Source organism: Streptomyces sp. NPDC029151 (assembly GCF_055564315.1).
Genome location: NZ_JBVHWQ010000008.1, coordinates 326,483 through 353,473, shown reverse-complemented (window position 1 = coordinate 353,473; position 26,991 = coordinate 326,483). Strand labels below are relative to the sequence as shown.

The 26,991-nt window shown below is 72.0% G+C and carries 26 protein-coding genes; 11 read left to right on the top strand and 15 right to left on the bottom strand.

Annotation, left to right across the window (positions count from 1 at the left end; translation table 11 throughout):
• Window positions 1-17 precede the first annotated feature (17 nt).
• Complete coding sequence (locus tag ACZ4VF_RS28760; RefSeq protein ID WP_467929555.1) at window positions 18-2,204, top strand: SpoIIE family protein phosphatase; 2,187 nt, start codon at window positions 18-20, stop codon at window positions 2,202-2,204.
• Here ACZ4VF_RS28760 and ACZ4VF_RS28755 read toward each other — a convergent pair.
• The 5 genes from ACZ4VF_RS28755 to ACZ4VF_RS28735 all read right to left on the bottom strand — a co-directional run bounded on the left by ACZ4VF_RS28755 (window position 2,156) and on the right by ACZ4VF_RS28735 (window position 6,230).
• Window positions 2,156-3,220: an AI-2E family transporter gene (locus ACZ4VF_RS28755; RefSeq protein WP_467929554.1), complete on the bottom strand. Its 1,065-nt coding sequence runs from the start codon at window positions 3,218-3,220 to the stop codon at window positions 2,156-2,158. The genes ACZ4VF_RS28760 and ACZ4VF_RS28755 overlap by 49 nt on opposite strands.
• A 79-nt stretch (window positions 3,221-3,299) precedes the next feature.
• Window positions 3,300-3,878 (bottom strand): fasciclin domain-containing protein, encoded by a 579-nt coding sequence (locus tag ACZ4VF_RS28750; RefSeq protein WP_467929552.1) that lies wholly within the window; start codon window positions 3,876-3,878, stop codon window positions 3,300-3,302.
• 279 nt (window positions 3,879-4,157) lie between these two features.
• Window positions 4,158-5,129, bottom strand: a complete 972-nt coding sequence (locus ACZ4VF_RS28745) for a pirin family protein (RefSeq protein ID WP_467929551.1) — start codon at window positions 5,127-5,129, stop codon at window positions 4,158-4,160.
• 156 nt (window positions 5,130-5,285) lie between these two features.
• On the bottom strand, window positions 5,286-5,762 hold the full coding sequence (locus tag ACZ4VF_RS28740; RefSeq protein ID WP_467929550.1) for an SseB family protein: 477 nt from the start codon (window positions 5,760-5,762) through the stop codon (window positions 5,286-5,288).
• Window positions 5,763-5,801: 39 nt separating this feature from the next.
• Window positions 5,802-6,230 (bottom strand): BP74-related protein, encoded by a 429-nt coding sequence (locus ACZ4VF_RS28735; protein ID WP_467929548.1) that lies wholly within the window; start codon window positions 6,228-6,230, stop codon window positions 5,802-5,804.
• Between the two features lie 265 nt (window positions 6,231-6,495).
• On the opposite strand from ACZ4VF_RS28735, the gene ACZ4VF_RS28730 reads away from it, so the two are divergent.
• The 3 genes from ACZ4VF_RS28730 (at window position 6,496) to ACZ4VF_RS28720 (ending at window position 10,039) form a co-directional block, all read left to right on the top strand.
• Window positions 6,496-8,322, top strand: a complete 1,827-nt coding sequence (locus ACZ4VF_RS28730; protein ID WP_467929547.1) for an acyl-CoA dehydrogenase — start codon at window positions 6,496-6,498, stop codon at window positions 8,320-8,322.
• A gap of 100 nt (window positions 8,323-8,422) precedes the next feature.
• On the top strand, window positions 8,423-9,721 hold the full coding sequence (locus ACZ4VF_RS28725) for a M18 family aminopeptidase (RefSeq protein ID WP_467929546.1): 1,299 nt from the start codon (window positions 8,423-8,425) through the stop codon (window positions 9,719-9,721).
• A gap of 66 nt (window positions 9,722-9,787) precedes the next feature.
• Window positions 9,788-10,039, top strand: coding sequence for a DUF6458 family protein (locus ACZ4VF_RS28720; RefSeq protein ID WP_388320994.1), 252 nt, complete (start codon window positions 9,788-9,790; stop codon window positions 10,037-10,039).
• On the opposite strand, the gene ACZ4VF_RS28715 is transcribed toward ACZ4VF_RS28720, so the two are convergent.
• From ACZ4VF_RS28715 to ACZ4VF_RS28705, 3 genes are all read right to left on the bottom strand, one after another.
• On the bottom strand, window positions 10,027-11,913 hold the full coding sequence (locus ACZ4VF_RS28715; RefSeq protein ID WP_467929545.1) for an NHL domain-containing thioredoxin family protein: 1,887 nt from the start codon (window positions 11,911-11,913) through the stop codon (window positions 10,027-10,029). The genes ACZ4VF_RS28720 and ACZ4VF_RS28715 overlap by 13 nt on opposite strands.
• A 94-nt stretch (window positions 11,914-12,007) precedes the next feature.
• Window positions 12,008-12,841 carry a calcium-binding protein gene (locus ACZ4VF_RS28710; RefSeq protein WP_467929543.1) on the bottom strand — a complete coding sequence of 278 codons (834 nt, stop codon included), beginning with the start codon at window positions 12,839-12,841 and terminating at the stop codon, window positions 12,008-12,010.
• A 175-nt stretch (window positions 12,842-13,016) separates the two neighbouring features.
• Window positions 13,017-13,403 carry a cupin domain-containing protein gene (locus ACZ4VF_RS28705; protein ID WP_467929542.1) on the bottom strand — a complete coding sequence of 129 codons (387 nt, stop codon included), beginning with the start codon at window positions 13,401-13,403 and terminating at the stop codon, window positions 13,017-13,019.
• Window positions 13,404-13,455: 52 nt separating this feature from the next.
• Here ACZ4VF_RS28705 and ACZ4VF_RS28700 point away from each other — a divergent pair, with 52 nt between their 5' ends.
• Together ACZ4VF_RS28700 and ACZ4VF_RS28695 are read left to right on the top strand one after the other, a co-directional pair.
• Window positions 13,456-14,424 (top strand): GlxA family transcriptional regulator, encoded by a 969-nt coding sequence (locus ACZ4VF_RS28700; protein ID WP_467929541.1) that lies wholly within the window; start codon window positions 13,456-13,458, stop codon window positions 14,422-14,424.
• A 42-nt stretch (window positions 14,425-14,466) separates the two neighbouring features.
• Window positions 14,467-14,961 carry an LURP-one-related/scramblase family protein gene (locus tag ACZ4VF_RS28695; protein ID WP_467929539.1) on the top strand — a complete coding sequence of 165 codons (495 nt, stop codon included), beginning with the start codon at window positions 14,467-14,469 and terminating at the stop codon, window positions 14,959-14,961.
• Between the two features lie 3 nt (window positions 14,962-14,964).
• Here the strand turns inward: ACZ4VF_RS28695 and ACZ4VF_RS28690 are convergent, their stop codons facing one another.
• Window positions 14,965-15,756, bottom strand: a complete 792-nt coding sequence (locus tag ACZ4VF_RS28690; RefSeq protein ID WP_467929538.1) for a carbon-nitrogen family hydrolase — start codon at window positions 15,754-15,756, stop codon at window positions 14,965-14,967.
• A 179-nt stretch (window positions 15,757-15,935) separates the two neighbouring features.
• Between ACZ4VF_RS28690 and ACZ4VF_RS28685 the strand changes: the two genes are divergently transcribed.
• Window positions 15,936-16,760, top strand: coding sequence for a maleylpyruvate isomerase family mycothiol-dependent enzyme (locus ACZ4VF_RS28685; protein WP_467929536.1), 825 nt, complete (start codon window positions 15,936-15,938; stop codon window positions 16,758-16,760).
• Window positions 16,761-16,887: 127 nt separating this feature from the next.
• On the opposite strand, the gene ACZ4VF_RS28680 is transcribed toward ACZ4VF_RS28685, so the two are convergent.
• Complete coding sequence (locus ACZ4VF_RS28680; RefSeq protein ID WP_467929535.1) at window positions 16,888-18,195, bottom strand: MFS transporter; 1,308 nt, start codon at window positions 18,193-18,195, stop codon at window positions 16,888-16,890.
• Complete coding sequence (locus ACZ4VF_RS28675) at window positions 18,192-18,866, bottom strand: GntR family transcriptional regulator (protein WP_467929534.1); 675 nt, start codon at window positions 18,864-18,866, stop codon at window positions 18,192-18,194. Before ACZ4VF_RS28675 ends, ACZ4VF_RS28680 begins: the two co-directional genes overlap by 4 nt.
• 190 nt (window positions 18,867-19,056) lie before the next feature.
• Here ACZ4VF_RS28675 and ACZ4VF_RS28670 point away from each other — a divergent pair, with 190 nt between their 5' ends.
• The 3 genes from ACZ4VF_RS28670 to ACZ4VF_RS28660 all read left to right on the top strand — a co-directional run bounded on the left by ACZ4VF_RS28670 (window position 19,057) and on the right by ACZ4VF_RS28660 (window position 21,028).
• The gene (locus ACZ4VF_RS28670) at window positions 19,057-19,959 is read left to right on the top strand and encodes a D-alanyl-D-alanine carboxypeptidase family protein (protein WP_467929532.1); all 903 of its coding nucleotides are present in this window, start codon (window positions 19,057-19,059) and stop codon (window positions 19,957-19,959) included.
• A 77-nt stretch (window positions 19,960-20,036) separates the two neighbouring features.
• Entirely contained in the window at window positions 20,037-20,579 is a 543-nt protein-coding gene (locus ACZ4VF_RS28665) for an RNA polymerase sigma factor (RefSeq protein ID WP_467929530.1), read from the top strand.
• Window positions 20,576-21,028, top strand: coding sequence for a hypothetical protein (locus ACZ4VF_RS28660; protein ID WP_467929529.1), 453 nt, complete (start codon window positions 20,576-20,578; stop codon window positions 21,026-21,028). The genes ACZ4VF_RS28665 and ACZ4VF_RS28660 overlap by 4 nt, the downstream gene beginning before the upstream one ends.
• 6 nt (window positions 21,029-21,034) lie before the next feature.
• Here ACZ4VF_RS28660 and ACZ4VF_RS28655 read toward each other — a convergent pair whose 3' ends face one another.
• The gene (locus tag ACZ4VF_RS28655; protein ID WP_467929528.1) at window positions 21,035-21,910 is read right to left on the bottom strand and encodes an alpha/beta fold hydrolase; all 876 of its coding nucleotides are present in this window, start codon (window positions 21,908-21,910) and stop codon (window positions 21,035-21,037) included.
• A gap of 236 nt (window positions 21,911-22,146) precedes the next feature.
• Here ACZ4VF_RS28655 and ACZ4VF_RS28650 point away from each other — a divergent pair, with 236 nt between their 5' ends.
• Complete coding sequence (locus ACZ4VF_RS28650; RefSeq protein WP_467929526.1) at window positions 22,147-23,082, top strand: BRO-N domain-containing protein; 936 nt, start codon at window positions 22,147-22,149, stop codon at window positions 23,080-23,082.
• 90 nt (window positions 23,083-23,172) lie between these two features.
• On the opposite strand, the gene ACZ4VF_RS28645 is transcribed toward ACZ4VF_RS28650, so the two are convergent.
• From ACZ4VF_RS28645 to pdhA, 3 genes are read right to left on the bottom strand one after another with little or no spacing between them, the layout of a single operon-like run.
• Window positions 23,173-24,585, bottom strand: a complete 1,413-nt coding sequence (locus ACZ4VF_RS28645; protein WP_467929525.1) for a dihydrolipoamide acetyltransferase family protein — start codon at window positions 24,583-24,585, stop codon at window positions 23,173-23,175.
• A gap of 10 nt (window positions 24,586-24,595) precedes the next feature.
• Window positions 24,596-25,573, bottom strand: a complete 978-nt coding sequence (locus ACZ4VF_RS28640) for an alpha-ketoacid dehydrogenase subunit beta (protein WP_467929524.1) — start codon at window positions 25,571-25,573, stop codon at window positions 24,596-24,598.
• A 1-nt stretch (window position 25,574) separates the two neighbouring features.
• Window positions 25,575-26,804: a pyruvate dehydrogenase (acetyl-transferring) E1 component subunit alpha gene (gene pdhA / locus ACZ4VF_RS28635; protein WP_467929522.1), complete on the bottom strand. Its 1,230-nt coding sequence runs from the start codon at window positions 26,802-26,804 to the stop codon at window positions 25,575-25,577.
• Between the last annotated feature and the right edge of the window lie 187 nt (window positions 26,805-26,991).

Genomic DNA, 26,991 nt, shown 5'->3' with positions numbered 1-26,991 from the left:
CTTCCTAAAGTGGGGCAATGCGCACCGGCGAGCCCCTGCCGTCCACCGAGGACGTCCTCGCCGCCCTCGCGACCGGGCTCTGGCACTGGGACACGGCCACCGGACTGGTGACCGTGGACGCGGAGGCGGCGCGGCTGCTCGGCCTGCCCGCGGAGCCGGCCACCCTCACCGAGGCCCAGACCCGGGCCCGGTTCCACCCGGTCGACTGGAACGAGATCACCGGCGTGGTGCGGCTGGCCGTCGCCGAGGGCACCCTCGCCGAGGTGCGCATCCGGATCATGAACGGCGAGGGCGAGATCCTGCGGGTGGTCCGCAGCCGGTCGAAACCGTCGTACGACCCCGAGCGGCACGCGTACGAACTGATCGGCACCCTCCAGGAGGTGACCGAGCCGGCCCCGGGCACGGCGGCCGGCCGCAGCGCGGTCACCGGGGACTGGCGGCGCTCCCGGGAGGCGTTCCTGCTGGACGCCGGCCGGGCGCTGGCGGAGGCCCGGTCCACGGCCGAGGTGCTGCGGGTGGCGGGGGGCCTGTCGATGCCGGGGTTCTCCCCGGACGGGCTCGTGGTCTTCGGCGTCCAGGGCGACCGGCTGACCATCACCGGCCAGCACGGGCACCAGCCCGGCGACATGAACCCCTTCTCCGACATGCCGCTGGACACCGACTACCCGGCCGCCGAGGTCGTCCGCACCGGGCGGGCCGTGTACCTGTCCTCCCCGGAGGACTACAAGGAGCGCTACCCGGCGACCTGGCCGCTGGCCCGGGTCTTCGGCCGCCACTCCTGGGCCTTCCTGCCGCTGACGGCCGCCGGACGCACGATGGGCGCCTGGATGGCCGCCTTCACCTACCCGGTGGCCTTCACCCCGGACGAGCGGGCGGTGCTGACCACGGTCGCCCGGATGCTCGCCCAGGCGCTGTCCCGGGCCGGTGCGGCCGAGTCCGAGCGGGAGCTGACCGAGGGCCTGCAACGCTCCATGCTCCCCTCGCTGGGCCCGGAGATCCCGGGGATGCGGGTGGCCGCCCGGTACATCCCGACCGGCGGCGGCCTCCAGGTCGGCGGCGACTGGTACGACCTGATCCCGCTGCCCTCGGGGCGGTTCGCGCTGGTCATCGGGGACGTCCAGGGCCATGACGTGCGCGCGGCCGGCCTCATGGGCCAGCTGCGGATCGCGCTGCGCGCCTACGCAGCCGAGGGCCACCGCCCGGACGCCGTCCTCTCCCGCGCCTCCCGCTTCCTGCACGGCATCACGCAGGCCTCCGGTGTCGACCCGCCCCCGGACCCGCACCCGGACCGGCACCCCGGCCCGCAGCCCGACCTGCGCTTCGCGACCTGCCTGTACGTGGAGGCCGACCCGCCCACCGGCCGGCTGGAGATCGCCCGCGCCGGGCATCCGCACCCGGTGATCCGGATGGCGGACGGCACGGTGATGATGCGGCCGACGGTGGGCGGGCTGCCGTTGGGCATCGACCCGGACGCCGACTACCCGACGACCCGGTTCACCCTGGAACCCGGCGAGACGCTGATGCTGTGCACCGACGGCCTGATCGAGACCGGCGGCCACGACCTGGAGAGCGGCTGGCGCAGGCTCCGCCAGACCCTGGAGGACCACCGGGGCGACCTGGAGTCCCTGGCGGACACGCTGGTGCAGGCCGTGCACGGGCCGTTCTCGCACCACACCACCGGCCCCCTGGCCGACCGCCGCGAGGACGACATCGCGTTGCTGCTGCTGTGCCGGCCGGGGGAGGGCTGCGGCTGCGGCGACACCGTCGCGGTACGACCGCGGGTGCGGCGGACGCTGCTGTCGGTGGCGCAGGACGAGCCGGACCGGATCGCGGAGGCCCGCCAGCACCTGCGGGAGCTGCTGCACGACTGGGCCTCGGCCGACCAGCTGGACTCGGCGGTGCTGCTGGTCTCCGAGATGATCACCAACGTGCTGGTGCACACGGACGCCGACGCGCTGCTGCTCGCCGAGGTCGTCGGCGAGGGGGGCGGGCGGCGGCTGCGGGTGGAGGTCTTCGACAGCGGCGACGACCTCCCGCACCGGCGCCGCCCCGGCGAGCTGGCCTCCTCCGGCCGCGGCCTGATGCTGATCGAACTCCTCGCGGACGCGTGGGGGGTGGACCCCCGGGGCGAGGGCAAGAGCATCTGGTTCGAGCTCTACGAGACCGGGGGCCCGGCGGCCGGGGCGCCGGACGAGCCGGCGTAGCGCTCTCTCAGCTCCTGTACGGCCCCGAAGGCCGCCGCGGTCAGCGGGACCGCGAGGAGCATGCCGAGGACGCCGGCGACGGAGGCGCCCGCGGTGATCGCCAGCATCACCACGGCCGGATGCATCTGCACGGTCCGGCTCTGGATCACCGGCTGCAGCACGTGCCCCTCCAGCACCTGCACCGCGAGCACCACCCCGAGCGCCCACAGCGCGATCACGAAACCCCGGTCGGCGAGGGCGACCAGCACGGCCACCGCGCCGGAGACGAACGCGCCGAGATAGGGGATGTAGGCGCCGACGAAGACGAGCGCACCGAGCCCGACCGCGCCGGGCACCCGGAGGACCAGCAGGCCGACGGTGATGCACAGGGCGTCGATCAGGGCGATGAGGGTCGTCCCGCGCATGAACCCCTCCATCGCGGCGAAGGCCCGCCGGGCGATGGCCTCCAGGGTGTCGGCGGTGCCGCCGGGCGCGACCGAGCGCAGGGCGCCCACGGCCCGGTGGGAGTCGCGCAGGAAGAAGAAGACGAGCAGCAGCGCGAGCACGGCCATGGCGAGGGACTCGGCGACGACACTGACCCCGCTGATGACGTTGGAGACGGCCGTCCCGCCGAACCTGCGCAGCAGTTCGCGCGCGTTGCCGGCGAGGTCGTCGAGACCGGTCCCGGCGGCCCCGAAGTGCCGCGCGACCCCCTTGGCGGCGTTTCGCAGCGAGGAGACGATCTGGTCGCCGGTGCCGACGAGCGCGGCGACGACGACGTAGACGGCGCCGCCCACCACGGTCAGGACGGCGACACAGGTGAGCCCCGCCGCCACCGACGCCTGCACCCCCGCCCGCACCATCCGCCGGTGCAACGGACCGAGCAGCGCGGTCCCGAGCAGCGCGAGCAGTACCGGGATGACGGCCGTGCGCAGCTCCCCGCACAGCCGCACCCCCACCCAGCCCACGCCCGCGGCGAGCAGCAGCACGACACACCACGCGGCGAACCGCCGCACGGGAACGGGAAGGAGGTGCACGCCCCCAGCGCATCACGTCCGGCCCCGGCTGTCGCGCGGCGCGGGGCCGGACGGATGGCTGGAGAGGCTGCGCCGCGGGTCAGGACGGCGGCATGAGCACGGAGTCGACGACGTACACGGTGGCGTTGGCGACCTTGATGTTGCCGCAGACGACGTGCGCCTTGCCGTTGACCGTGAAGTCGGTGCCCGACCCCGACGTGGTCAGCTTGCCGCCGGCCACCGTCGTGAAGGAACCGTGGGACAGTTCGTCCGGCGTGATCCGCTGGTTGACGACGTGGTAGGTCAGCACCTTCTTCAACTGTCCCTGATCGGCCAGCAGGGAGGCGAGTTGGTCCTTGTCGACCTGTTGGAAGGCCTGGTTGTCGGGTGCGAACACCGTGATGCCGGGCATGCCGTCGAGGTCGCCGCTCACCCCCGCCCTGACCGCGGCCGCGACCAGCTGACTGAGCTGTGGGTAGGCGGCCGCGGCCTCGACGACCTTGTCCCTGGCCGTGTCCGCCTTCTGGGAGAGCGCGGAACAGCCGGGACCGAACGGCCCGGAGGAGCCGGGGGACGGACTCTGCGCGTGGCTCTGCGCCGCCAGGCCACCGCATGCGAGGGGTAGTGCGACCACGGCCGCCGTGACGGCTTGTGCTGTGCGCGTGCCGGTGAGCCTCATGGCGTTCCTCCCGCTGAGGCGTCGTCCTGCAGGGGTCTGTCGCGGGATGCACGTCGTCGCCACGGAACCCGGCCGAGTCCGGCCTCAAGGCGGTTCGGGCTCAGGGCACTTCCGTGTCCGCTCCCGCCCGTCGAGCGTATCCGGCACCTCCCCTGACCGCATCCCCGGACAGACCGGGACGGCCCCGGGAGGCGGGCCCGGCCGGGGTTCGCCGCGCCCGCCCCGCCGCCCCGCCGGCCCGTCGCACGGGACCCGGCGAGGCGGTGGCGGGCGTGAGACCTACAGGCCGCCCTCGGTCATCCCGTGGACCGCCGGGACCGTTCCGAGGCGGCCCTTCTGGAAGTCCTCGAAGGCCTGCATCAGTTCGTCCTTGGTGTTCATGACGAACGGGCCGTAGTGGGCCATCGGCTCCCGGATCGGCTGCCCGCCGAGGAGGACGACCTCCAGGTCCGGCGTGTGGGAGTCCTGCTTCTCGTCCGCGCGGACCGTCAGCGAGCCGCCGGCGCCGAAGACGGCGGTCTGGCCGAGGTGGATCGGCCGCCGCTCGGTGCCCACCGCGCCGCGGCCGGCGAGGACGTACGCGAGGCCGTTGAAGTCCTCCCGCCACGGCAGGGTGATCTCCGCGCCCGGGGCGAGGGTCGCGTGGATCATCGTGATCGGCGTGTGCGTGATGCCCGGGCCCTGGTGGCCGTCCAGCTCGCCGGCGATGACGCGCAGCAGCGCGCCGCCGTCGGGGGTGGTGAGCAGCTGGACGTTGCCTCCGCGGATGTCCTGGTAGCGCGGGGCCATCATCTTGTCCTTGGCCGGGAGGTTCACCCACAGCTGCAGGCCGTGGAAGAGGCCGCCGGACACGACGAGCGACTCCGGCGGGGCCTCGATGTGCAGCAGGCCGGAGCCCGCCGTCATCCACTGGGTGTCGCCGTTCGTGATGGTCCCGCCCCCGCCCTGGCTGTCCTGGTGGTCGAAGACGCCGTCGATGATGTAGGTGACGGTCTCGAAGCCGCGGTGGGGGTGCCAGGGGGTGCCCTTGGGCTCGCCCGGCGCGTACTCCACCTCGCCCATCTGGTCCATCATGATGAACGGGTCGAGATGGCGGTAGTTGATCCCCGCGAACGCCCGGCGCACCGGGAAGCCCTCGCCCTCGAAACCGCTCGGAGCGGTCGTGACGGCGAGCACGGGACGTGCCACGGCGTCGGCGGGTGCGGTCACACGGGGCAGCGTCAGCGGGTTCTCGACGGTCACTGCAGGCATGGTGGGTACCTCCTTGGTACGCCCACTTTAGTTGAGCGTTGAACTTCTTGTCACCCAGAACGGAGAAAGCCCGGAGGACATTCCCTCCGGGCCCGATCGTGCGAGACGTGCCGTGAGACGTGCTGCGGGGTGTGGCTGTGAGGCGTGCCGCGCGGCTCAGCCGCCGTACATGCGGCGCATCGCGAAGTCGACCATCTGCTCGACCGCCTTCGCGTCGAACACCATCCGGTGCTCGCCCTCCATGTCCAGGACGAAGCCGTAGCCGGTCGGCAGCAGGTCGATCACCTCGGCGCCGGTGATCACGAAGTACTTGGACTCCTTGCCCGCGTACCGGCGCAGCTCCTTGAGCGAGGTGAACATCGGGATCACCGGCTGCTGGGTGTTGTGCAGGGCGAGGAAGCCGGGGGTGTCGCCGCGCGGGCAGTACACCTTCGACGTGGCGAAGATCTGCTGGAAGTCCTCGGCGGACATCTGGCCGGTGGTGAAGGCGCGCACCGCGTCCGCGAGCGAGGGCGGGGACGGCTCGGGGTACAGCGGCGGCTGCTGCCCGTATCCGCTGGCCATCGGCTGCTGCGGCGGGGCGTACTGCTGCTGGGCGGCGCCCCCGTCCATGGACTGGCCGTATCCGTACATGAGCGCAAGCGTACCGAGCCGCCCCGCCGCCCGAGCGGCCTACGGGGCCGGAACCTCCCGGACCAGCCGGGACGTCCACGGGCACCAGACGTACCCGGGGAGGAAGGCGCCGCCCGCCTCGTCCAGGTGGTCCTCGACGTAGGGGAGCGTGGCGTCGCAGACCTCGATGGCGACGTCGAAGAAATCGACGGTGTCCGGGTTGTAGTGGAAGGACCACCGGGGGTTGTAGGGGGCCGTGCGCGGGACGATCCGCCCGAGCAGGTGGGGGCGGTCGGTGGTCAGCCCGTTGACGAGGTCCCGGGCGTGCTGGATCTTGGCCGGGTCGTCGATCCGGACGATCGCCCGCTCGTGGGTGATGTCGGTGAACTCGAAGTAGGCGTGGTCCGCCGCCTGGGAGGGGTGGGCCAGTCCGACGGTGAGCATCGCCGCCGCCGCCAGTCCGCCCAGCCTGGTCAGGAGCCGTCGCATGAGTGCCTCCGTGCACGAGAAGGGATCGGGCAGTCACCGACCGTAGCGAACGGGTTACGCCGTGTGCCCTGAACGGAGGCATCGATTCACCCGGACGGCCGGGGCGCACGGGGTCGCCGGAGGCGCACTTGAGACGCGTCACAGATGACCGGTTCAGGGTTGCGTCTTATTACCGACGGGTAGCATCATCGTAGCTACTTGTTGGTACGTGAACTAGGTGCGAGGAGTCAGTGCCTCGCCGATCTCTCTCTACGGAGCCGTCGCCATGGGGCACTACAAGTCGAATCTCCGCGACATCGAGTTCAACCTCTTCGAAGTACTGGGGCGCGACAAGGTGTACGGCACCGGCCCGTTCGAGGAGATGGACGTCGAGACCGCCAAGAGCGTCCTGGAGGAGCTGACCCGCCTCTCCGAGAACGAGCTGGCCGAGTCCTTCGCCGACGCCGACCGCAACCCGCCGGTCTTCGACCCGGAGACCAACACCGCGCCGATCCCGGAGTCCTTCAAGAAGAGCTACCAGGCCTTCATGGACTCCGAGTACTGGCGCCTCGGCCTGCCCGAGGAGATCGGCGGCACCACCTCGCCGCGCTCCCTGATCTGGGCCTACGCCGAGCTGATCCTGGGCGCCAACCCGGCCGTGTGGATGTACTCCTCCGGCCCCGCGTTCGCCGGCATCCTCTTCGAGGAGGGCAACGACGTCCAGAAGCACATCGCCAAGATCGCCACCGAGAAGCAGTGGGGCTCCACCATGGTGCTCACCGAGCCGGACGCCGGCTCGGACGTGGGCGCCGGCCGCACCAAGGCGGTCCAGCAGGAGGACGGCTCCTGGCACATCGAGGGCGTGAAGCGCTTCATCACCTCCGGTGAGCACGACATGTCGGAGAACATCCTCCACTACGTGCTCGCGCGTCCCGAGGGCGCCGGCCCCGGCACCAAGGGCCTGTCCCTCTTCCTCGTCCCGAAGTACCTCTTCGACTTCGAGACCGGCGAGCTGGGCGAGCGCAACGGCGTCTACGCCACCAACGTCGAGCACAAGATGGGCCTGAAGGCCTCCAACACGTGCGAGATGACCTTCGGCGACAAGCACCCCGCCAAGGGCTGGCTGATCGGCGACAAGCACGACGGCATCCGCCAGATGTTCCGCATCATCGAGTTCGCCCGCATGATGGTCGGCACGAAGGCGATCTCCACGCTCTCCACCGGCTACCTGAACGCGCTGGAGTACGCCAAGGAGCGCGTGCAGGGCCCGGACCTGGCGAACTTCATGGACAAGACCGCGCCCAAGGTCACCATCACCCACCACCCCGACGTGCGCCGCTCGCTGATCACGCAGAAGGCGTACGCGGAGGGCATGCGCGCCCTCGTCCTCTACACCGCCTCGATCCAGGACGCGATCCAGATCAAGGAGGCGAACGGCGAGGACGCCTCCGCCGAGATCGCGCTGAACGACCTGCTCCTGCCGATCGTCAAGGGCTACGGCTCCGAGAAGGGCTACGAGCAGCTCGCCCAGTCGCTGCAGACCTTCGGCGGCTCCGGCTTCCTGCAGGAGTACCCGATCGAGCAGTACATCCGGGACTCCAAGATCGACACCCTCTACGAGGGCACCACGGCGATCCAGGGCCAGGACTTCTTCTTCCGGAAGATCGTCCGCAACCAGGGTGCCGCGCTGAACTCCCTCGCCGAGGACATCAAGAAGTTCCTGGCGCTCGGCACCGGCGGCGAGGAGCTGGCCGGCGCCCGCGAGCACCTGGCCAAGGCCGCCGTGGAGCTGGAGGCGATCGTCGGCCTGATGCTGACCGACCTCGCCGCCACCGAGCAGGACACCAAGAACATCTACAAGGTGGGCCTGAACACCACCCGCCTGCTCATGGCCTCCGGTGACGTCGTCGTCGGCTACCTGCTCCTCAAGGGCGCCGCGATCGCCGCCGAGAAGCTGGCCACCGCCTCGGCGAAGGACAAGGCGTTCTACACCGGCAAGATCGCGGCGGCGAAGTTCTTCGCCGCGAACGTCCTGCCGGGCGTCACGCTCGCCCGCAAGGTCGCGGGCACCGTCGAGCTGGACCTGATGGAGCTGGACGAGGCCGCGTTCTAGCCGAGTCGTCCCGGACGTGCCGGACGTCCCCGTCGATTCCTCGCACGGGCCCGCTCCCTTTACCAGGAGCGGGCCCGTGCACGTCGTTAAGGTGAATCCCATGAGCGCACCAGCCCGCTTCGACCGCGGCCACACCGACGACCTGATGTCCTTCCTGGCGGCGAGCCCGTCGCCGTACCACGCCGTGGCGAACACCGCCGAGCGGCTGGAGAAGGCGGGCTTCAGGCAGGTCGCGGAGACGGACGCCTGGGACGGCACCAGCGGTGGCAGGTACGTGCTGCGCGGCGGCGCGATCGTGGCCTGGTACGTGCCCGAGGGCGCCGAGCCGCACACCCCCTTCCACATCGTCGGCGCGCACACCGACTCACCGAACCTGAGGATCAAGCCGCGCCCCGACACCGGGGCGCACGGCTGGCGCCAGGTCGCCGTGGAGATCTACGGCGGACCCCTGACGAACTCCTGGCTGGACCGCGACCTGGGCCTGGCCGGCCGGCTGACCCTGCGCGACGGCTCCTCGGTCCTGGTCGACGTCGACCGGCCGCTGCTGCGGGTGCCGCAGCTCGCCATCCACCTGGACCGTTCGGTCGGCTCCGAGGGGCTCAAGCTCGACAAGCAGCGGCACCTGCAGCCGGTGTGGGGCCTCGGCAACGACGTTTCGGACGGCGACCTCATCGCCTTCCTGGAGCAGGAGGCCGGGCTGGCGGCGGGCTCGGTGGCCGGCTGGGACCTGATGACCCATCCGGTGGAGCCGCCGGCCTACCTCGGCCGGGACCGGGAACTGGTCGCCGGTCCGCGCATGGACAACCTGCTGTCCGTGCACGCCGGTGCCGCCGCCCTCGCCGCCGTCGCGACCTCCGGCGCCCCGCTCACCCGCATCCCGGTGCTGGCCGCCTTCGACCACGAGGAGAACGGCTCCCAGTCGGACACCGGCGCGGACGGCCCGCTGCTCGGATCGGTCCTGGAGCGCTCGGTGTTCGCGCGCGGCGGCTCGTTCGAGGACCGGGCCCGGGCGTTCGCCGCCACGGTCTGCCTGTCCTCCGACACGGGCCACGCCGTCCACCCCAACTACGCCGAACGGCACGATCCCACGCACCACCCGCGGGTCAACGGCGGCCCGATCCTCAAGGTCAACGTCAACAACCGCTACGCCACGGACGGTTCGGGCCGCGCGGTGTTCGCCGCGGCCTGCGAGAAGGCGAACGTCCCCTTCCAGAGCTTCGTCTCCAACAACTCCATGCCGTGCGGCACCACCATCGGCCCGATCACCGCGGCCCGGCACGGCATCCGCACGGTCGACATCGGCGTGGCGATCCTCTCCATGCACAGCGTCCGCGAACTGTGCGGCGCCGACGACCCGTTCCTGCTGGCGAACGCGCTGACGGCCTTCCTGCAGGGCTAGTCGGGACCTCGCCGGGTACCCGGACGGCACCGGAGATTCCGGAACCGGAAGGGGAGGCGAGGTCTCATGGGTCTCGGCGGCTGCATCATCCTCATCGCCATAGGGGCCATCCTGACGTTCGCGACCGACTGGCACATGCAGGGTGTCAACCTCACCGTCGTCGGCCTGATCCTGATGGCCGTGGGTCTGATCGGTGTGGCCACCTTCAGCGGCATCGCACGACGCCGCCGTGTGGTGGTCCCGCCGACGACGCCGGTGGTGGAGAGCGAACCGCACCACCACCGCGCCGACGGCTACAGCGACGGTTACGGCGTCTGAGCCGCCGCCTCCTGCTCGTCCACGCCGGCGCCCGTGCCCGCCAGGACGAGCGGCAGGCGGTCGGCCCCGCCCCGCACGAGGCGGACCGGAATGTCCCAGTCCTGCTGGTGGACACGGCAGGCGGGGTGCGCGTCGGCAGGGCCGTCGTCGCAGGAGGCCGCCCCCGCCGAGACGTGCAGGACGCCCTCGGTGACGGCCGGGTTCAGCTCCAGTTCCCGGGACAGGTCCGTGCCCGCTCCCCCGCCCTCGAGCAGCAGCTCGGGCGGTGACGAGGAGACCAGCAGGCGGGTGGAGGGACCGTTCCGGTCGTCGGGTCTCCGGCCCGCCGGGGCCCGGAAGACCACGTCCAGGTACAGCCGGCCGGGAGCGACCTCGGTGGCGGCACGCCGGGTGCGGTGGGCGGCCGGCTCCACGCGGACCGCGTCCTCCGGCAGGCGCAGGCGGGTCAGCCGGTGCCGGGCCGACTCCACGACCACGATGTCCTCGCCGGCGAGGACCGCGTCGCCGGGCTCGCGCAGATCGGTGGCGAGCGTGGTGACCTCACCGGTGGCGGGGTCGTAGCGGCGCAGCGCGTGGTTGTAGGTGTCGGCGACCGCGACCGAGCCGTCCGGCAGGGCGGTGACGCCCAGCGGATGCTGGAAGAGGGCCTGGCCGGCGGCGCCGTCCCGGTGGCCGAAGTCGAACAGGCCGGTGCCGACGGCGGTGTGGACGTGCCCTTCCGTGTCCACCCAGCGCAGGGCGCTCGTCTCGGAGTCGGCGAGCCAGAGCCGCTCCCCGTCGGGCGAGACCGCGAGGCCCGACGGCTGGGCGAACCAGGCCTCGGCGCCGGGCCCGTCCACCAGGCCCTCGTTGGTGGTGCCCGCCGCCACGGCGACCGTGCGGGCGGCCGGGTCGTACGTCCACAGCTGGTGGACGCCCGCCATCGCGATCCACACCGTGCCGCCGAAGACCGCGACGTCCCACGGGGAGGAGAGGTCCACCTCGCGGGCCGGGCCGGAGGCCGCCGAGCCCCGCCGCCACTGCCTCCCGGTGCCCGCGAGGGTCGTCACCTCGCCGGTGGCCAGGTCCAGGCGGCGCAGCGCGTGGTTGACGGTGTCGGCGACGACCACCGATCCGTCGTCCAGCAGCGCGAGGCCCTGCGGCTCGTTGAAGGACGCCTCTCGCGGACCGCCGTCCGTGAAGGCGCGCCTTCCGGAGCCGAGCCGCCGTACGACGGTCTCCGCGTCCTCGGCCAGCTCCACCAGCTGGTGCCGGGTCGTGTCGCTGACCAGGAAGTTCCCCGAGGGCAGCCGCAGCGCCTTGCCGGGGAAGCGCAGCGTCGTCGGCTCGGGCGCAGGCGGCACGAAGGGGCCGTCGCCGCGGCGCAGCGTGCCCTTCGCCGTGTGCTCCGCCTCCAGCTCCGTCACCAGGCGCTCAAGGGCGTGCACATGCCCCTCGCCCGCGTGCTGGGCGACGACGTACCCCTCGGGGTCGATCACCACCAGCGTGGGCCAGGCGCGCACCGCGTACTGCTTCCAGGTGGCCAGCTCGGGGTCGTCCAGGACGGGGTGCGCCACGCCGTGGCGCTCCACGGCGTCCACGACGGCCTGGTGGTCGGCCTCGTGCGCGAACTTCGGCGAGTGCACGCCGATCACCACGAGCGTGTCCCGGTGCCTCTCCTCCAGCTCGCGCAGCTCGTCCAGGACGTGCAGGCAGTTGATGCAGCAGGAGGTCCAGAAGTCCAGGACGACGCACGTGCCTCGCAGGGCGGCGAGGCTGAGTTCCGTGCCGCCGGTGTTCAGCCAGCCCCCCTTGCCGATCAGCCCGGGGGCGCGGACACGGGCACGCTTGCGGGGCGCGGGCGCGGGGGTGGACGCCGGGGCAGCATCGTTCACCCTTCAAGCTTGCCATCCTGGCACCAAGGCGGGATCACACGCGCCGGCCGCCGCCCGGCCTGTGGGCACCCCGGGACCGCCGGGCGGCCGGTCGTCAGTCCTGGTGGACCGTGTCCGTGCCGGGGCCGCCGGAGAGGGTGTCCCGGCCGGCGCCGCCGTACAGCCTGTCGTTCCCGCTGTTGCCGTACAGCCTGTCGTCGCCGCCGTTGCCGTACAGGGTGTCGTCGCCCCTGCCGCCGTACAGGGTGTCGGCGCCCGCGCCGCCGGTGATCGTGTCCCTGCCGTCGTCGCCGGCCAGGTACTGGCCCCCTTTGCCGCCGTGCAGCGTGTCGTCGCCCCTGCCGCCCTGCACGATGTTGTCGCCGCCGCTCGCGGTGATCGTGTCGTTGCCGTCGCCGCCCCAGGCCAGGCCCTCTTTCCCGACGGTCAGGGTGTCGTCGCCCGCGCCGCCCGAGACGTAGGCCCCGTCGAGGCGGCCGGAGTCGGTCGCCCTGTCGTTGCCGGCGCCCAGCGAGATCTCGGCGTAGGAGTAGATCTGGTCGGTGGCGTTCCGGTACGTGACCGCGTCGTCGCGGTCGCCCAGGTCCATGACCAGGGCGGCGTACGGGTCCTGGCTGTCGACGCCGGTGACCGTGCACGAGACCTTCGTGCGGTCCGCGGCGTCGGGGTGGCGGCAGTCGTGGCCGGCGCGGACCGGGACGGCGTCGTCGATGACGTAGGTGATGCCCGTGCGGTCCGCGGTGAGCGACGCGGTGACGGCGGCCCTGTTGGTCTGGCCGGGGGCGGCCTCGTAGGCGAGCTGCCAGTCGTACGCGTTGACCTCGGCCGTGGCCGGCGCCGTGGCGGCGCCGGCGGGTCCGGCCAGGGCGAGCGGCACGGTCAGGGCCGCACCGATGACCAGGGCCGCCGCCGGGACGGCGTGGGGCACCCGGCGGCGGGTGGGACGAGAGGACGTGGGAGAACCTCCGAGAGGGAGCGTGCGGTCTGCTGCGCCTTGCACGACGTCCGACTCGGGGACCGCCGGTTTGGTTGGGCAACCCGCCCGGGTGTCCGGGAAGTTCACCCCCGCGACACCCGCCGGTCCGGTGGATTCCGGTACCCCGTCAGGTCAGCGCGTGGCCCGTGGTCGCGTCCACGTGGTCGGGGACCTCCTCGTGCCGGTCGCCGACGGTCAGCGTCCCGGTGGGCTCGAAGAGCAGGATCTCGGTGGGCACGGGCGCGTACGGCTTGTGCTCGACGCCGCGCGGCACGGTGAACACCGAGCCCCTGGGCAGGACCACCGTGCGTTCGCCGGCCGGTTCGCGCAGCCCGATGTGGAGTTCGCCCGCGAGCACGAGGAAGAACTCGTCGGTGTGCGCGTGCGCGTGCCAGAGGTGCTCGCCCTCGACCTTCGCCACGCGCACGTCGTAGTCGTTGACGGCCGTGACGATGCGGGGGCTCCACCGCTCGGAGAAGGAGGCGAGGGCCGCCTCCAGGGAGATGGGTTCCATGGGTTCATCGTGGCCGGGTGCCGGCGCGCCCGGCGAGTGCTAGAAATCGCACATGCCGCAACGATCCTCTCACCGTGTCGTGCTGATGGTCGACGACAACTCCAACCCCTTCGAGATGAGCTGCGCCATCGAGATCTTCGGGCTCGCCCGGCCGGAACTGGGGCGGGAGCTGTACGACTTCCGGCTGTGCGCGGCCGAGCCGGAGACCCGGATGCGGGACGGCTTCTTCACTCTCACCGGGGTCGCCGGGCTGGAGGCCGCCGAGTCCGCCGACACGCTGATCGTCCCGAACCGGCCCGACACCGAGGTCCCGCGCACCCCACGCGTCCTGGACGCCGTCCGGCGGGCACACGCGCGGGGCGCCCGGCTCGTCGGCTTCTGCTCGGGCGCGTTCACCCTCGCGGAGGCCGGACTGCTGGACGGGCGCCGGGCGGCCTGCCACTGGATGTGGGCGGACGCCTTCCGGGCCCGCTTCCCGCGGGTGCGCCTGGAGGCGGACGTGCTCTTCGTGGACGACGGCGACCTCCTCACCGCCTCCGGCAGCGCCTCCGCGCTCGACCTCGGCCTGCACCTCGTCCGCCGCGACCACGGCGTGGAGATCGCCAACCATGTCTCCCGGCGGCTCGTCTTCGCCGCGCACCGGGACGGCGGGCAACGGCAGTTCGTGGAGCGGCCGGTGCCCGCGGTGCCCGACGAGTCGCTCGGACCGCTGCTGGCCTGGGCGCAGGAACGGCTGGGCGAACCGCTGACCGTCGCGGACCTCGCCGCGCGCGCGGCCGTCTCCCCCGCCACCCTGCACCGCCGCTTCCGCAGCCAGCTGGGGACGACCCCGCTGGCCTGGCTCACCGGGGAACGGGTGGCGCTGGCATGCCGGCTGATCGAGCGGGGCGAGGAGCGGCTGGACGTCGTGGCGGCGCGCAGCGGCCTGGGGACGGCGGCCAACCTGCGGGCCCGGCTGCGGCGCGAGACGGGGCTGAGCCCGTCGGCGTACCGCCGCCGGTTCGGAGCGGGACTCCTCTGACGGCTCTGTGAGGATCATCCTGCGCCGGGGAAGCGTCACCGTATGAGATTCCTCGTACGCGACCGGATCCTCGGCATCGGTGACGACTGGTGGATCGAGGACGAACACGGCCGGAAGGTGTTCCTCGTCGACGGCAAGGCGATGCGGCTGCGCGACACCTTCGAGCTGAAGGACGCCCAGGGTCGGGTCCTGATCGACATCCACCAGAAGATGTTCGCCCTGCGCGACACCATGGTGATCGAACGGGACGGCGAGGCCCTGGCCCGGATCCGCCGCAAACGGCTGTCCCTGCTGCGCAACCACTACCGGGTCTCGCTGGTGGACGGCACCGAACTGGACGTCAGCGGGAAGATCCTGGACCGGGAGTTCGCCGTCGAGTACGACGGCGAACTCCTCGCGGTGATCTCCCGCCGCTGGCTGAGCGTCCGCGACACCTACGGCGTCGACGTCGTACGGGAGGACACCGACCCGGCGCTGCTGATCGCCGTGGCGGTGTGCGTGATCCACCTCGCCGAGAAGGAGGGGGAGGAGGACTGACCGCTACCGCGGCCGGTCGAGGCCGAGGACCCGGTCCTTCAGCGCCGGGAACTGCTCACGGGTCGCGGCCACCTTCGCCGGATCGAGGTCGACCGTGAGGACCTCTTCGCCGGGGCCGGCCTCGGCGAGCACCTCGCCCCACGGATCCACCACGATCGAGTGACCCGCCTGCGGAACTCCGGCGTGGGTCCCGGCCGTTCCACAGGCGAGCACGAACGCCTGGTTCTCCACCGCCCGCGCCTGAGCCAGCAGCGTCCAGTGCGCGCGTCGCCGCTCGGGCCAGCCCGCCGGGATCACCAGGGTCTCGGCGCCGGCGTCGACCAGTCCGCGGAAGAGTTCGGGGAAACGGAGGTCGTAGCAGGTGGCCACGCCGAGCGTGGTTCCGGGCAGCCGGACCGTCACCAGGTCGCGGCCCGCGCCCATCAGCACGGCCTCGCCCTTGTCGAAGCCGAAGCGGTGGATCTTGCGGTAGGCGGCAACCAGTTCGCCGGAGGGGGAGAAGACGAGGGACGTGTTGTAGAGGGGGCCGTCCGGGTCGCGTTCCGGGATGGAGCCGGCGTGCAGCCACACGCCCGCGTCGCTCGCCGCCTCGGCCATGGCCTCGTACGTCGGCCCTTCGAGCGGCTCGGCCTCCCGGCCGAACTCCTCGTAGGCGAAGGCGCCGGTGGTCCACAGTTCGGGCAGGACGACGAGGTCGGTCCCGCTCTGCTCCCGCACCAGCGCGGCCACGCGCCGCCGCCGGGAGTCGACCGGTTCGCCCTCGTCCACGGCGATCTGGATCAGCGAGGCGCGCACACTACCACCGTCCTGGCATTCGAGTCGTCCACACAGGCCTACGATCGTCACACGAAAGCACTGCCGGGGTGCCTTTCAGCAGCGTAACTTAGCTCCCCAAGACACCCGCGAAGTGCAACCGCCCGCTGGCACCGCCGCCGCAACCTGCCCGTGTACCGACCGCCGAGGGGTCCCGTTCCGTGAGTCTGCATCCCACCCTCCAGCCCTACGCCGACGCCTGGACGCACTCCATCGAAGCGATATCCGAGATGGTGCAGTCGCTCGTCGAGGGCGAGTGGAACCGGCGGACCCCCTGCCCCGGCTGGTCGGTGCGGGACATCGTGTCCCACGTCATCGGCCTGGACTGCGAGATGCTCGGCGACCCGCGCCCCATCCACTCCCTGCCCCGCGACCTCTTCCACGTCACCACCGAGCACCAGCGCTACATGGAGATGCAGGTCGACGTCCGCCGCCACCACACGGCGCCGGAGATGACGGCCGAGCTGGAGTACACCGTCATCCGCCGCAACCGCCAGCTGCGCGGCGAGTCCCGTGACCCGGGCACCGTGGTGCGCGGCCCGCTGGGCACCGAGATCACCCTGGAACAGGCCTACCGCGCCAGGGCGTTCGACGTGTGGGTGCACGAGCAGGACCTGCGCACGGCCCTGGGCCGCCCCGGCAACCTGGACTCGCCGGGCGCGTACGTCACCCGGGACGTGCTGCTGGAGGCGCTGCCCAAGGTCGTGGCGCACGACGCGAACGCCCCGCGCAGCTCGGCGATCGTGTTCGACGTGCACGGCCCCGTGGAGTTCCTGCGCACGGTCCGCGTCGACATCCAGGGCCGCGGCACCGTGGAGACCGCCCCCGCCCTCGGCCCCGCCGCCACCCTCACCCTGGACTGGGAGACCTACGTCCGTCTGGCCTGCGGCCGCGTCACGCCGGAGGCGGTGACGGACCGGGTGAAGACGGAGGGCGACCAGGACCTGGCGGCGGAGATCCTGCGCCACTTCGCGGTGACGCCGTAAGGCACGGCTTCGGGCGGTCGTGCCTCCCCCGGGCTCTTCGAGCAGGGGGTGCCCCCCGGGCGGCACGGGTGGGCGCGACGGCGCTCCGCCGGCGCCGGTGAGCCCCGCCCGCCGCACCCCGGGGCACCTACGCGGGGACGTGCACCGTCTCCACCCGGCTGGCCACCAGCCGCTCCCGCTCGCGCCGGGCCGCCCGCCCCCGCAGCCGCAGGATCTGACCGACCCCGAGCGCCTGCAACACGAACACGGCGCTGAACGCCACGGTGTAGTCGTCCCCGGTCGCGTCCAGCAGCACACCGATCGCGAACAGCGTCGTCATGGAGGCGATGAAGCCGCCCATGTTGGTGATGCCGGACGCGGTCCCCTGCCGCTCCGGCGGGTTGGCCGGCCGGGCGAAGTCGAAGCCGATCATCGACGCCGGCCCGCACGCGCCGAGCACCGTGGACAGCACCAGCAGGAGCCACATCGGCGCGTGGTCGCCGGGCCAGGCGAGAGTGGCCGCCCACAGCAGCGCGGTGGCGCTCACGGTGCCGAGCGCCAGCGGCAGCCGTGCCGCGTGGTGCCGGGCGACGATCTGGCCGTAGACCAGGCCGACCACCATGTTGGACAGCACGACGAGGGTGAGCAGTTCACCGGCCGTGCCGCGGCTGAGGCCCTGTGCCTCGACGAGGAACGGCAGGCCCCACAGCAGCAGGAACACCATCGCCGGGAACTGGGTGGTGAAGTGCACCCACAGGCCCAGCCGGGTGCCCGGCTCCCGCCAGGCGGCGGCGATCTGCCGGCGGACGTAGGCGGCGCCCCGGTGCGGGGACGGCTCCGGTTCCTGGCTCTCGGGGTGGTCCTTCAGGAACAGCAGGGTCAGGACCAGGACGACCGCGCCGGCCAGCGCGCTGCCCGCGAACGCCGGGGTCCAGCCGATGCCGTGCAGCAGCCGGGACAGGACGAGGGTGGAGACCAGGTTGCCCGCCATGCCGACCAGCCCCGCGAGCTGCGCGACCATCGGACCGCGCCGGGCCGGGAACCAGCGGGTGCCGAGCCGCAGCACGCTGATGAAGGTCATCGCGTCGCCGCAGCCCAGCAGGGCGCGGGAGGCGAGCGCGGTGCCGTACGAGGGGGAGAAGGCGAAGCCCAGCTGTCCGGCGGTGAACAGGACCGCTCCGATGCTCAGCACCCTCTTGGTGCCGAGGCGGTCGACCAGCAGGCCGACGGGTATCTGCATGCCCGCGTAGACCAGCAGCTGGAGTATGGAGAAGGTGGACAGGGCGGAGGCGCCCACGTGGAAGCGGTCGGCCGCGTCGAGGCCGGCCACGCCCAGGGACGTGCGGAAGATGACGGCGACGAAGTAGACGGCCACGCCCGTGGACCACACGGCGACGGCCCGGCGGCCGCCGGGCGGGTCACCCGGAAGGGTGGCGTTGCGCACGGCACCGCTCATCGGACCTCACCCCGGGCGAGGTGCGAGAACCAGCTCACGTGCCGGTGTACGACGGTGACGGCCGCCTCCGCGTTCCCGGCGCGCAGCGCGTTCAGGATCTCCTCGTGCTCGGCGAGCGTCTTGGCGATCCGGTCGGGGTGGGAGTGCATGACGGCGACGCCCATCCGCAGCTGGCGGTCGCGCAGCTGGTCGTAGAGCCGGGAGAGGATCTCGTTGCCCCCGCTGCGCACGATCTCGGCGTGGAAACAGCGGTCGGTGACGGCGGCGGCGGCCAGGTCACCGGCGGCGGCCTGCGCCTTCTGCCGCTCCAGCAGCTCGGTCAGCCGCTCCAGCAGGCCGGGCGGGGCGGGCACGGCCTTGCGGGCCGCGTGCTCCTCCACCAGCAGCCGGGTCTCCACCACGTCGGCGATCTCCTGCGCGGAGACCGGCAGGACCAGGGCGCCCTTCTTCGGGTAGAGCCGGATGAGCCCCTCGACCTCCAGCCGCAGCAGGGCCTCCCGCACGGGGGTGCGCGAGACGCCGACGGCCTCGGCCAGCTCACCCTCGGTGAGCAGGGTGCCGCCCTCGTAGCGGCGGTCGAGTACGCCCTGCTTGACGTGGGTGTACACGCGGTCGGCGGCGGGGGGCTGTTTGAGGGACTGCGGTGCGGGCTGCTCGACGGCCGTGTTCATGCCTACAGCATAGATACAACACGTACGCAAGGGCAGCGGCGTCCATGATGCGGACGAGACGACCCCCTTCCGCAGCGACCGCACAACCTTCTGTGCTACTTACGTGTCACACATGCGCGGCCCCCCTCCCCCATGCCACCTCAACTCGGCCGCGCTTCAGGGGCATTCAAGACATTAGAGGTACATCGCTTTGATTACCGGCATTAAGGGCACCCGCCTTCGCAAAGTCGCCGCGGTCGCCGTCACCTCCGGCGCGCTGCTCACCACCGGCGCCCTCACCGCAGCGCCCGCCCAGGCCGTCACCGCGCCCTCGATCGTGGCCAAGGGCGGCTACGTGATGAACAACGGGAACGGCTCCACGCTGTTCACGAAGGCGGCGGACACCAAGCGCTCCACCGGCTCCACCACCAAGATCATGACCGCCAAGGTCGTGCTCGCCCAGTCGAACCTGAACCTCGACGCCAAGGTCACGATCAAGAAGGCGTACAGCGACTACGTCGTCAAGAACAACGCCTCCCAGGCGCACCTGATCGTCGGCGACAAGGTGACCGTCCGCCAGCTGCTGTACGGCCTGATGCTGCCGTCGGGCTGCGACGCCGCCTACGCGCTCGCCGACAAGTACGGCTCCGGCTCCACCACCTCGGCACGCGTGAAGTCCTTCATCGGCAAGATGAACTCCGCCGCCAAGAGCCTGAACCTGAAGAACACCCACTTCGACTCCTTCGACGGCATCGGCAACGGCGACAACTACTCGACGCCGCGCGACCTGACGAAAATCGCCGCCAGCGCGATGAAGAACTCCACGTTCCGCACGATCGTCAAGACGAAGTCGTACACCGCGAAGACGATCACCAAGACGGGCAGCACCCGCACGATGAACCCGTGGAAGAACACCAACGGGCTCCTCAGCAGCTACAGCGGCACCATCGGCGTGAAGACCGGCTCCGGTCCGGAGGCCAAGTACTGCCTGGTCTTCGCCGCGACCCGGAACGGCAGGACGGTCATCGGCACCGTCCTCGCCTCCACCTCCATCACCCAGCGTGAGACGGACGCGAAGAAGCTGCTGAACTACGGCTTCGCCAGGCTCGGCTGACGCACCGGCACCGCACGATCCCGCGAAGGGCCCCTCGCACACCCGCGACGGGCCCTTCCCCGTAGGGTGGCCCCGACATGGACGTACCCGGGGACGACGCCCAGCCGTGGGACACGGCCGCCGCGCTGGTCGGTGCCGCGCAGGGCGGCGACGCCCTCGCCATGGACGACCTGCTCGCGCTGGTGACGCCGTACGTCACCCGGCTGTGCCGTCCGATCGCCCCGTACGACGTCGCCGACGCCGTCCAGGAATCCCTGCTGGCCGTCTTCAGGGGCCTGCGCGGACTGCGCGACCCGCGCGCCTTCTACGGCTGGGTGCGCACCGCCACCGTGCGCGAGGCGGTACGCGTCGCCCGCCGCCGAGCCACCGAGGAACCGGCCGACCCCGCCGCCCTCGCCCGCCTCGGCGGACTGCGGTCGGACACCGACGGCGAGCTTCCGGCCGACGTCCGCGACGCCCTCGCCCGGCTGCCCGTCCGCCACCGTGCGGTCCTGGTGCTGCGCGAACTGGAGGGCCTGGACGAGGCCGCCGTCGCCGACCTCCTCGGGGTGCCCCGGGGCACCGTCAAGTCCCGGTTGCACCGGGCGCGTTCCTCCTTCCGGAAAGCGTGGTCACGATGAGTTCCGATCCGGTACGGCGGCTCCGGGTCCTGGCCGGGGGCCTGCACGCCGGCCTGTACGCCGAGGAGCACCTCGCCCTGCCCTACGACCGGGTGTGGCAGGTCGCCGCCGACCTGGGGACCGAACTGCCGCACCTCCTGCCGTTCCTGCGGGAGTTCCGGGTGGCGCCGGGCGACGCCGACCGCAAGGAGGCCCTGGCGGTCGGCCGTTCCGGCCTGACGGAGGCCTTCGAGGTGCGGCTCGCACCCGGCTGGTGCCTCATGCAGTCCCGTCTGGTGGTGGGCGGCATGGCCGCCGTACCGGAGGCCGGCGGCACCCGCTTCGCCGTCCTGGGCGCCACCCGGCCGGCCGCCCTGCGCCCCGCCCAGTGGCTCTACGGCCGCCTGCTCGGCCGGCGGCGCGGGCGGGCGTTCGTACGGCGGGTGGCGGAGCGGGCGGCGCTGCGCTAGACGGCCTCAGCGCGGGAAGTGCGCGCGGACGGCCTCGGCCACCTCCCCCGGCCGCTCCTGCGGCAGATAGTGACCGGCCCCGGGCACCAGCCGCACGCGCAGCTCGTCGGCGTACGGCTCCGCGCCCGCCAGCAGCGAGGGCGCGACGACGGTGTCCCGCTCCCCGCCGAGCAGCAGCGTCGGCACGGTGAGCCGGTGCCGCCGCCAGGTGCCACGGACCAGCGCGGGGATGTCGTGCAGCACGTACTGCCAGAACAGGGACTGCGCCGCGGCCGCGCCGGCCGAGGTCGCGGCGGTGTACTCGGCCAGCTCGGCCTCCGTCCACACGGACCGGTCGGCCACCTGGTGCCGCAGCAGGAAGCGGGTGAAGCCGGGCCAGTGGCGCAGCACGGCCCGCCCGAGCACCGGGTACTCCAGGAATGCCGTGTACCACAGCCGCCACAGGTTCGGCAGCACCGCCCGGTGCCGCGGCCACGGGTGGGACATGTTCAGCGCGAGGTACCCGGTGAACCGCTCCGGTGCCCGCAGGCACAGCCGGAAGCCCAGGTGCGCCCCCCAGTCGTGCCCGACGAGCCCGACCGGGAGGTCGAGCCCGAGCGCGTCGAGCAGCGCGAGGGCGTCGTCGGCCAGGCCGTCCATGTCGTACCCGCGCCGGGTGGCCTGCGACCAGCCGAAGCCCCGCAGGTCCGGGCAGAGCAGCCGGTACTCACCGCCCAGCCGTGCGGCGACCTTGTGCCAGGCGTACCAGTGCTGCGGAAAGCCGTGCAGCATGAGCAGCGGGGTGCCGGTGCCGCCGTACTCGGCGAGGTGCAGCCGGGTGCCGCGCACGGTGACGTACCGGTGCACGGCCTGTCGGTCCTCCGGAAGCGCACGTCCGTCCATCCCTGACCCCCTGGTTCGTCGCGGCCCCCCGTCGGGGCCGCGTCGCCGGGTCAGGAGTCGGCGCCGGCACGAAAGGTTCCACCGGATTCCGGTCGACACCACCGAGCCCACGCACCACACAACCGGCTTGCCATGCAGGGAAATCGGAGCACTTCCCCCGCAATCGTGAATATGCAACCTTTCCGCTGGCATATTCCCTTTCTTCCGCTCTACGTTCCGCGGCGGAGGTGGTTCACATGAACGAACCCAGGAAACAGCCCGGACCCGTCGGACAGCCCGACGCGATCGACGTCAGCGACTTCGTGTACGCGGCGACCGGCGCCCGTGTCCGCCGGCTGACCATGCCGGACGGGAGCCATTGGTTCCCGGCGGTGGACGTGTGCAAGGAGCTCGGGCACACCAACTCTCGTCAGGCTCTCGCCGATCACGTCCCCGAAGAGCACCGAGAGATTCTCGAGACCGTAACCGGAGCTTACGGTCTCAGCATTCCCGCAGGTAGAGAGTGGCGCCGAGACCTGAACATCATCTCTCTGCAGGGTCTCGTCCTGCTCGTCAACGCCTGCACGAAGGCCGCCTGCGCCCCGTTCAAACTGTGGGTCGCCGAAGTCATCGAGACCGTGCAGCGGGAGGGTTCGTACACGCTCGAAGAGGCCGAGGTGCAGCCGACCGGGCCGGGCGCACCCATCGCGTACGCCATGCCCGAACAGGTCGCGGACGCCATCGTCCGGCTCGAGTCGCACAACCTTCAGATGGACGAGCAACTGGTTGGCGGGCAGCGAGACCTGATCGAGCTGCACAGGGCCACCCTCGCCGTGCACCAGGCCCTGGTCCGGGCCGTGGAACGCATCGCGGACCGGTTGGACGCCCTCGCCCTCACGCCCCCGGTGCCCGGACGGCCAGCCGTGGCGCCGCCCACCACGGAGTCCCTTCTCGCCGACTGGCGGCAGCGGTTGTCCGTGACCGAGGACGTGTGGACCGTGGCCGTGGTCGTCGCCCCGATCCTCGTCGAGAAGGGTGAGCTGCGCGACCCGCTGGAGGCCATCGCGGCCCGCACCGGCCTCTCGGTGCACCGCGTCAACGAATGCCTGCGTCTGCTGCGCAAGCACGCCTGCATCCGCTCGCAGGGCGGCACGGAGGACGGGGCGCCGGTGTACGTGCTCCACCGGAGCTGACCGGGAAACACCGACAAGAGAGGGGGCGGTCGCAAGACGAAGTTGCGGCCGCCCCCTTCAGTCTCAGGCATTACCCGTCGACGCGGGCTTTTACGCCCAGGTGATCAGCCTCTTCGGCTGCTCCAGGACCGCCGCGACGTCCGCGAGGACCTTGGACCCCAGCTCGCCGTCGACCAGGCGGTGGTCGAAGCTCAGGGCGAGGGTGGTGACCTGGCGCGGCTTCACCTTGCCCTTGTGCACCCAGGGCTGGAGCTTGATCGCGCCGACCGCGAGGATCGCCGACTCGCCGGGGTTGAGGATGGGGGTGCCCGTGTCGACGCCGAAGACGCCGACGTTGGTGATGGTCACCGTGCCGCCCTGCATGGCCGCCGGGGAGGTCTTGCCCTCGCGGGCCGTCGCCACCAGTTCGCCCAGCGCCTCCGCGAGCTGCGGGAGCGTCTTGTCGTGCGCGTCCTTGACGTTGGGGACGATCAGGCCGCGCGGGGTGGCCGCCGCGATGCCCAGGTTGACGTAGTGCTTGAGCACGATCTCCTGGTTGGCCTCGTCCCAGGACGCGTTGATCTCCGGGTTGCGCTTGATGGCGACCAGCAGGGCCTTGGCGATCAGCAGCAGCGGGTTGACCCGCAGCCCCTGCATCTCCTTGTCCTGCTTCAGCTCCTCGACCAGCTTCATCGTGCGGGTCACGTCCACCGTCACGAACTCGGTGACGTGCGGCGCGGTGAACGCCGAGCCGACCATCGCCTGCGCGGTGGCCTTGCGGACCCCCTTGACCGGGATGCGGGTCTCGCGCGCGGTGTCGTACGACGCCACGGGCGCCGGGGCGGCGGCGGTGGCCGGCGCCGCGGGGGCCGCCGTGACCGGGGCCGCCTGCTCGGCCGTCCGGGGCGTGGCCGCCGCGTGGACGTCCTCGCGGGTGATGATGCCGTCCGGGCCGGACGGGGTGATCGCGGCCAGGTCGACGCCCAGGTCCTTGGCCAGCTTGCGCACGGGCGGCTTGGCCAGCGGGCGCTTCTCGGCGACCGCGCCGGCGCCGGCGTGTCCGTTCAGCTCCGCCTGGATCGCCTGCGCCGGCGCCGGCACACCGGCCGCGGCACCCTTGCGGGGACGGCGCCGGGTGGCGGACGTCGCCACGCCGTAGCCGACGAGGACCGGCTGGCGGCCCTCCGGCTTGGGCTCCTCCTTCGCCGGGGCGGGTGCCGCCGCGGGCTGCTCGGCGGGGGCCTCCGGCGCCGCACCCCCGGCACCGGCCACGGCCACCGCGATGATGGACGTGCCCACGTCCACCGTGGTGCCCTCGGGGAAGTGCAGCTCGCGGACCACACCGTCGTAGGGGATGGGCAGCTCGACGGCCGCCTTCGCCGTCTCCACCTCGCAGACCACCTGGCCGTCCGTCACCGTGTCGCCCGGCTGGACGTACCACTTGAGGATCTCGGCCTCGGTGAGCCCCTCGCCCACGTCGGGCATCTTGAACTCGCGTACGGACGCTTCCGTCATCGTCGTCACGGCCCTCTCCTCAGTACGCCAGCGAGCGGTCGACGGCGTCGAGCACGCGGTCCAGGTCCGGCAGGTACGACTCCTCCAGGCGCGCCGGCGGGTACGGGGCGTGGTAGCCGCCGACGCGCAGGACCGGTGCCTCCAGGTGGTAGAAGCAGCGCTCGGTGATCCGGGCGGCGATCTCCGCGCCGGAGCCGAAGAACACCGGCGCCTCGTGCACCACGACCAGGCGGCGGGTCTTCTCCACCGAGGCCTGGACGGCGTCGAAGTCGAGTGGGCTGACCGAGCGCAGGTCCAGGACCTCCAGGGACTTGCCCTCCTCGGCCGCCGCGTCCGCGGCCTCCTGGCACAGCTTCACCATCGGTCCGTAGGCGGCCAGGGTGAGGTCCGTGCCCTCGCGGACCACGCGCGCCTTGTGCAGCGGGGCGGGGATCGCCTCGGGGTCGACCTCGGCCTTGTCCCAGTAGCGGCGCTTGGGCTCGAAGTAGATCACCGGGTCGTCGCTCTGGATGGCCTGCTGCATCATCCAGTACGCGTCCGACGCGTTCGACGGCGAGACGATCTTCAGGCCCGCCACGTGGGCGAACAGCGCCTCCGGCGACTCCGAGTGGTGCTCGACCGCGCCGATGCCGCCGCCGTAGGGGATGCGGACGACGACCGGCAGCTTGACCTTGCCCAGCGAGCGGGCGTGCATCTTGGCGAGCTGGGTGACGATCTGGTCGTAGGCCGGGAAGACGAAGCCGTCGAACTGGATCTCCACCACCGGGCGGTAGCCCCGCAGGGCCAGGCCGATCGCGGTGCCGACGATGCCGGACTCGGCGAGCGGGGTGTCGATGACCCGGTTCTCGCCGAAGTCCTTCTGCAGGCCGTCCGTCACGCGGAAGACACCGCCGAGCTTGCCGACGTCCTCGCCCATGACCAGGACCTTGGGGTCCGCGTCCAGGGCACGGCGAAGCGACTCGTTGATGGCCTTGGCCATCGCCATCTTCTCGGCCATCTCAGTGACCCCCTTCATCGGCGAACGACGCCTGGTAGGCGGCGAACTGGGCGCGCTCCTCGTCGACGAGCGCGTGCCCGTCCGCGTACACGTTCTCGAAGATGGCGAAGTGGTCCGGGTCGGGCATGGCGCGGACCGCTTCGCGCACTCGTCTGCCCAACGCCTCGGACTCGGTCTCCAGTTCCGCGAAGAACGCCTCGTCCGCGTACTTCGAGGCCTCCAGGTACCGGCGCAGGCGCAGGATCGGGTCCTTCGCCTCCCAGGCCTGCCGCTCCTCGTCGCCCCGGTAGCGGGTGGGGTCGTCGGAGGTGGTGTGCGCGCCCATGCGGTAGGTGAACGCCTCGACGAGGGTCGGGCCCTCGCCGTTGCGCGCGCGCTCCAGCGCCTGCTTGGTGACCGCGAGGCAGGCGAGCACGTCGTTGCCGTCGACCCGGACACCGGGGAAGCCGTAGCCCTGCGCGCGCTGGTAGAGCGGGACGCGGGTCTGGCGCTCGGTCGGCTCGGAGATCGCCCACTGGTTGTTCTGGCAGAAGAACACCACCGGGGCGTTGTAGACCGCGGCGAAGGTGAACGATTCGGCGACGTCGCCCTGGCTGGAGGCGCCGTCGCCGAAGTAGGCGATGACCGCCGAGTCCGCGCCGTCCTTGGCCACGCCCATCGCGTAGCCGGTGGCGTGCAGCGTCTGGGAGCCGATGACGATCGTGTACAGCTGGAAGTTGTTGCTGTTGGGGTCCCAGCCGCCGTTGTTCACGCCGCGGAACATGCCGAGCAGGTTGGTCGGGTCGACCCCGCGGCACCACGCGACGCCGTGCTCACGGTAGGTCGGGAAGACGTAGTCGTCCTCGCGGGTGGCCCGGCCGGAGCCGATCTGGGCGGCCTCCTGGCCGAGCAGAGAGGCCCACAGGCCCAGCTCGCCCTGGCGCTGCAGGGAGGTGGCCTCGGCGTCGAAGCGGCGGGTGAGCACCATGTCGCGGTACAGGCCGCGGAGTTCCTCGGGCGTGATGCCGGCGACGTAGGCGTCGTACTCGGCGTTCTTGACCCGCTTGCCCTCCGGGGTCAGGAGCTGCACGAGTTCCGTGTCGGTGCTCTTCTTGGCGGTGCTGCGGGTGGTGCGCTGGGCGCCGGTGGCTCCGGTCCTGCCGGCGGTGGTGCCGGCCTTGCTGCCGGTGGTGCCGGCCTTGCCTGCGGCGGTGCGTCGCGGCTTGCGCGCGGCACTGCTCTCCACGGTCACGTGTGCTCCTCCGTCGTTCCGGCCCCCGGGGTTGCCGGTAGGCCAGTGCGGCTCACCTGTTCGACCACCGGGCACGGGGTGGGTGCCACTCGGCCGGGAACAGGCGTGACAGGTGCCCCGGCGAGCGCCCTGCAACCATCACGTTACCCAGTGCCTCACATTTCTGTGAAACCCCGTTTGACCTGCG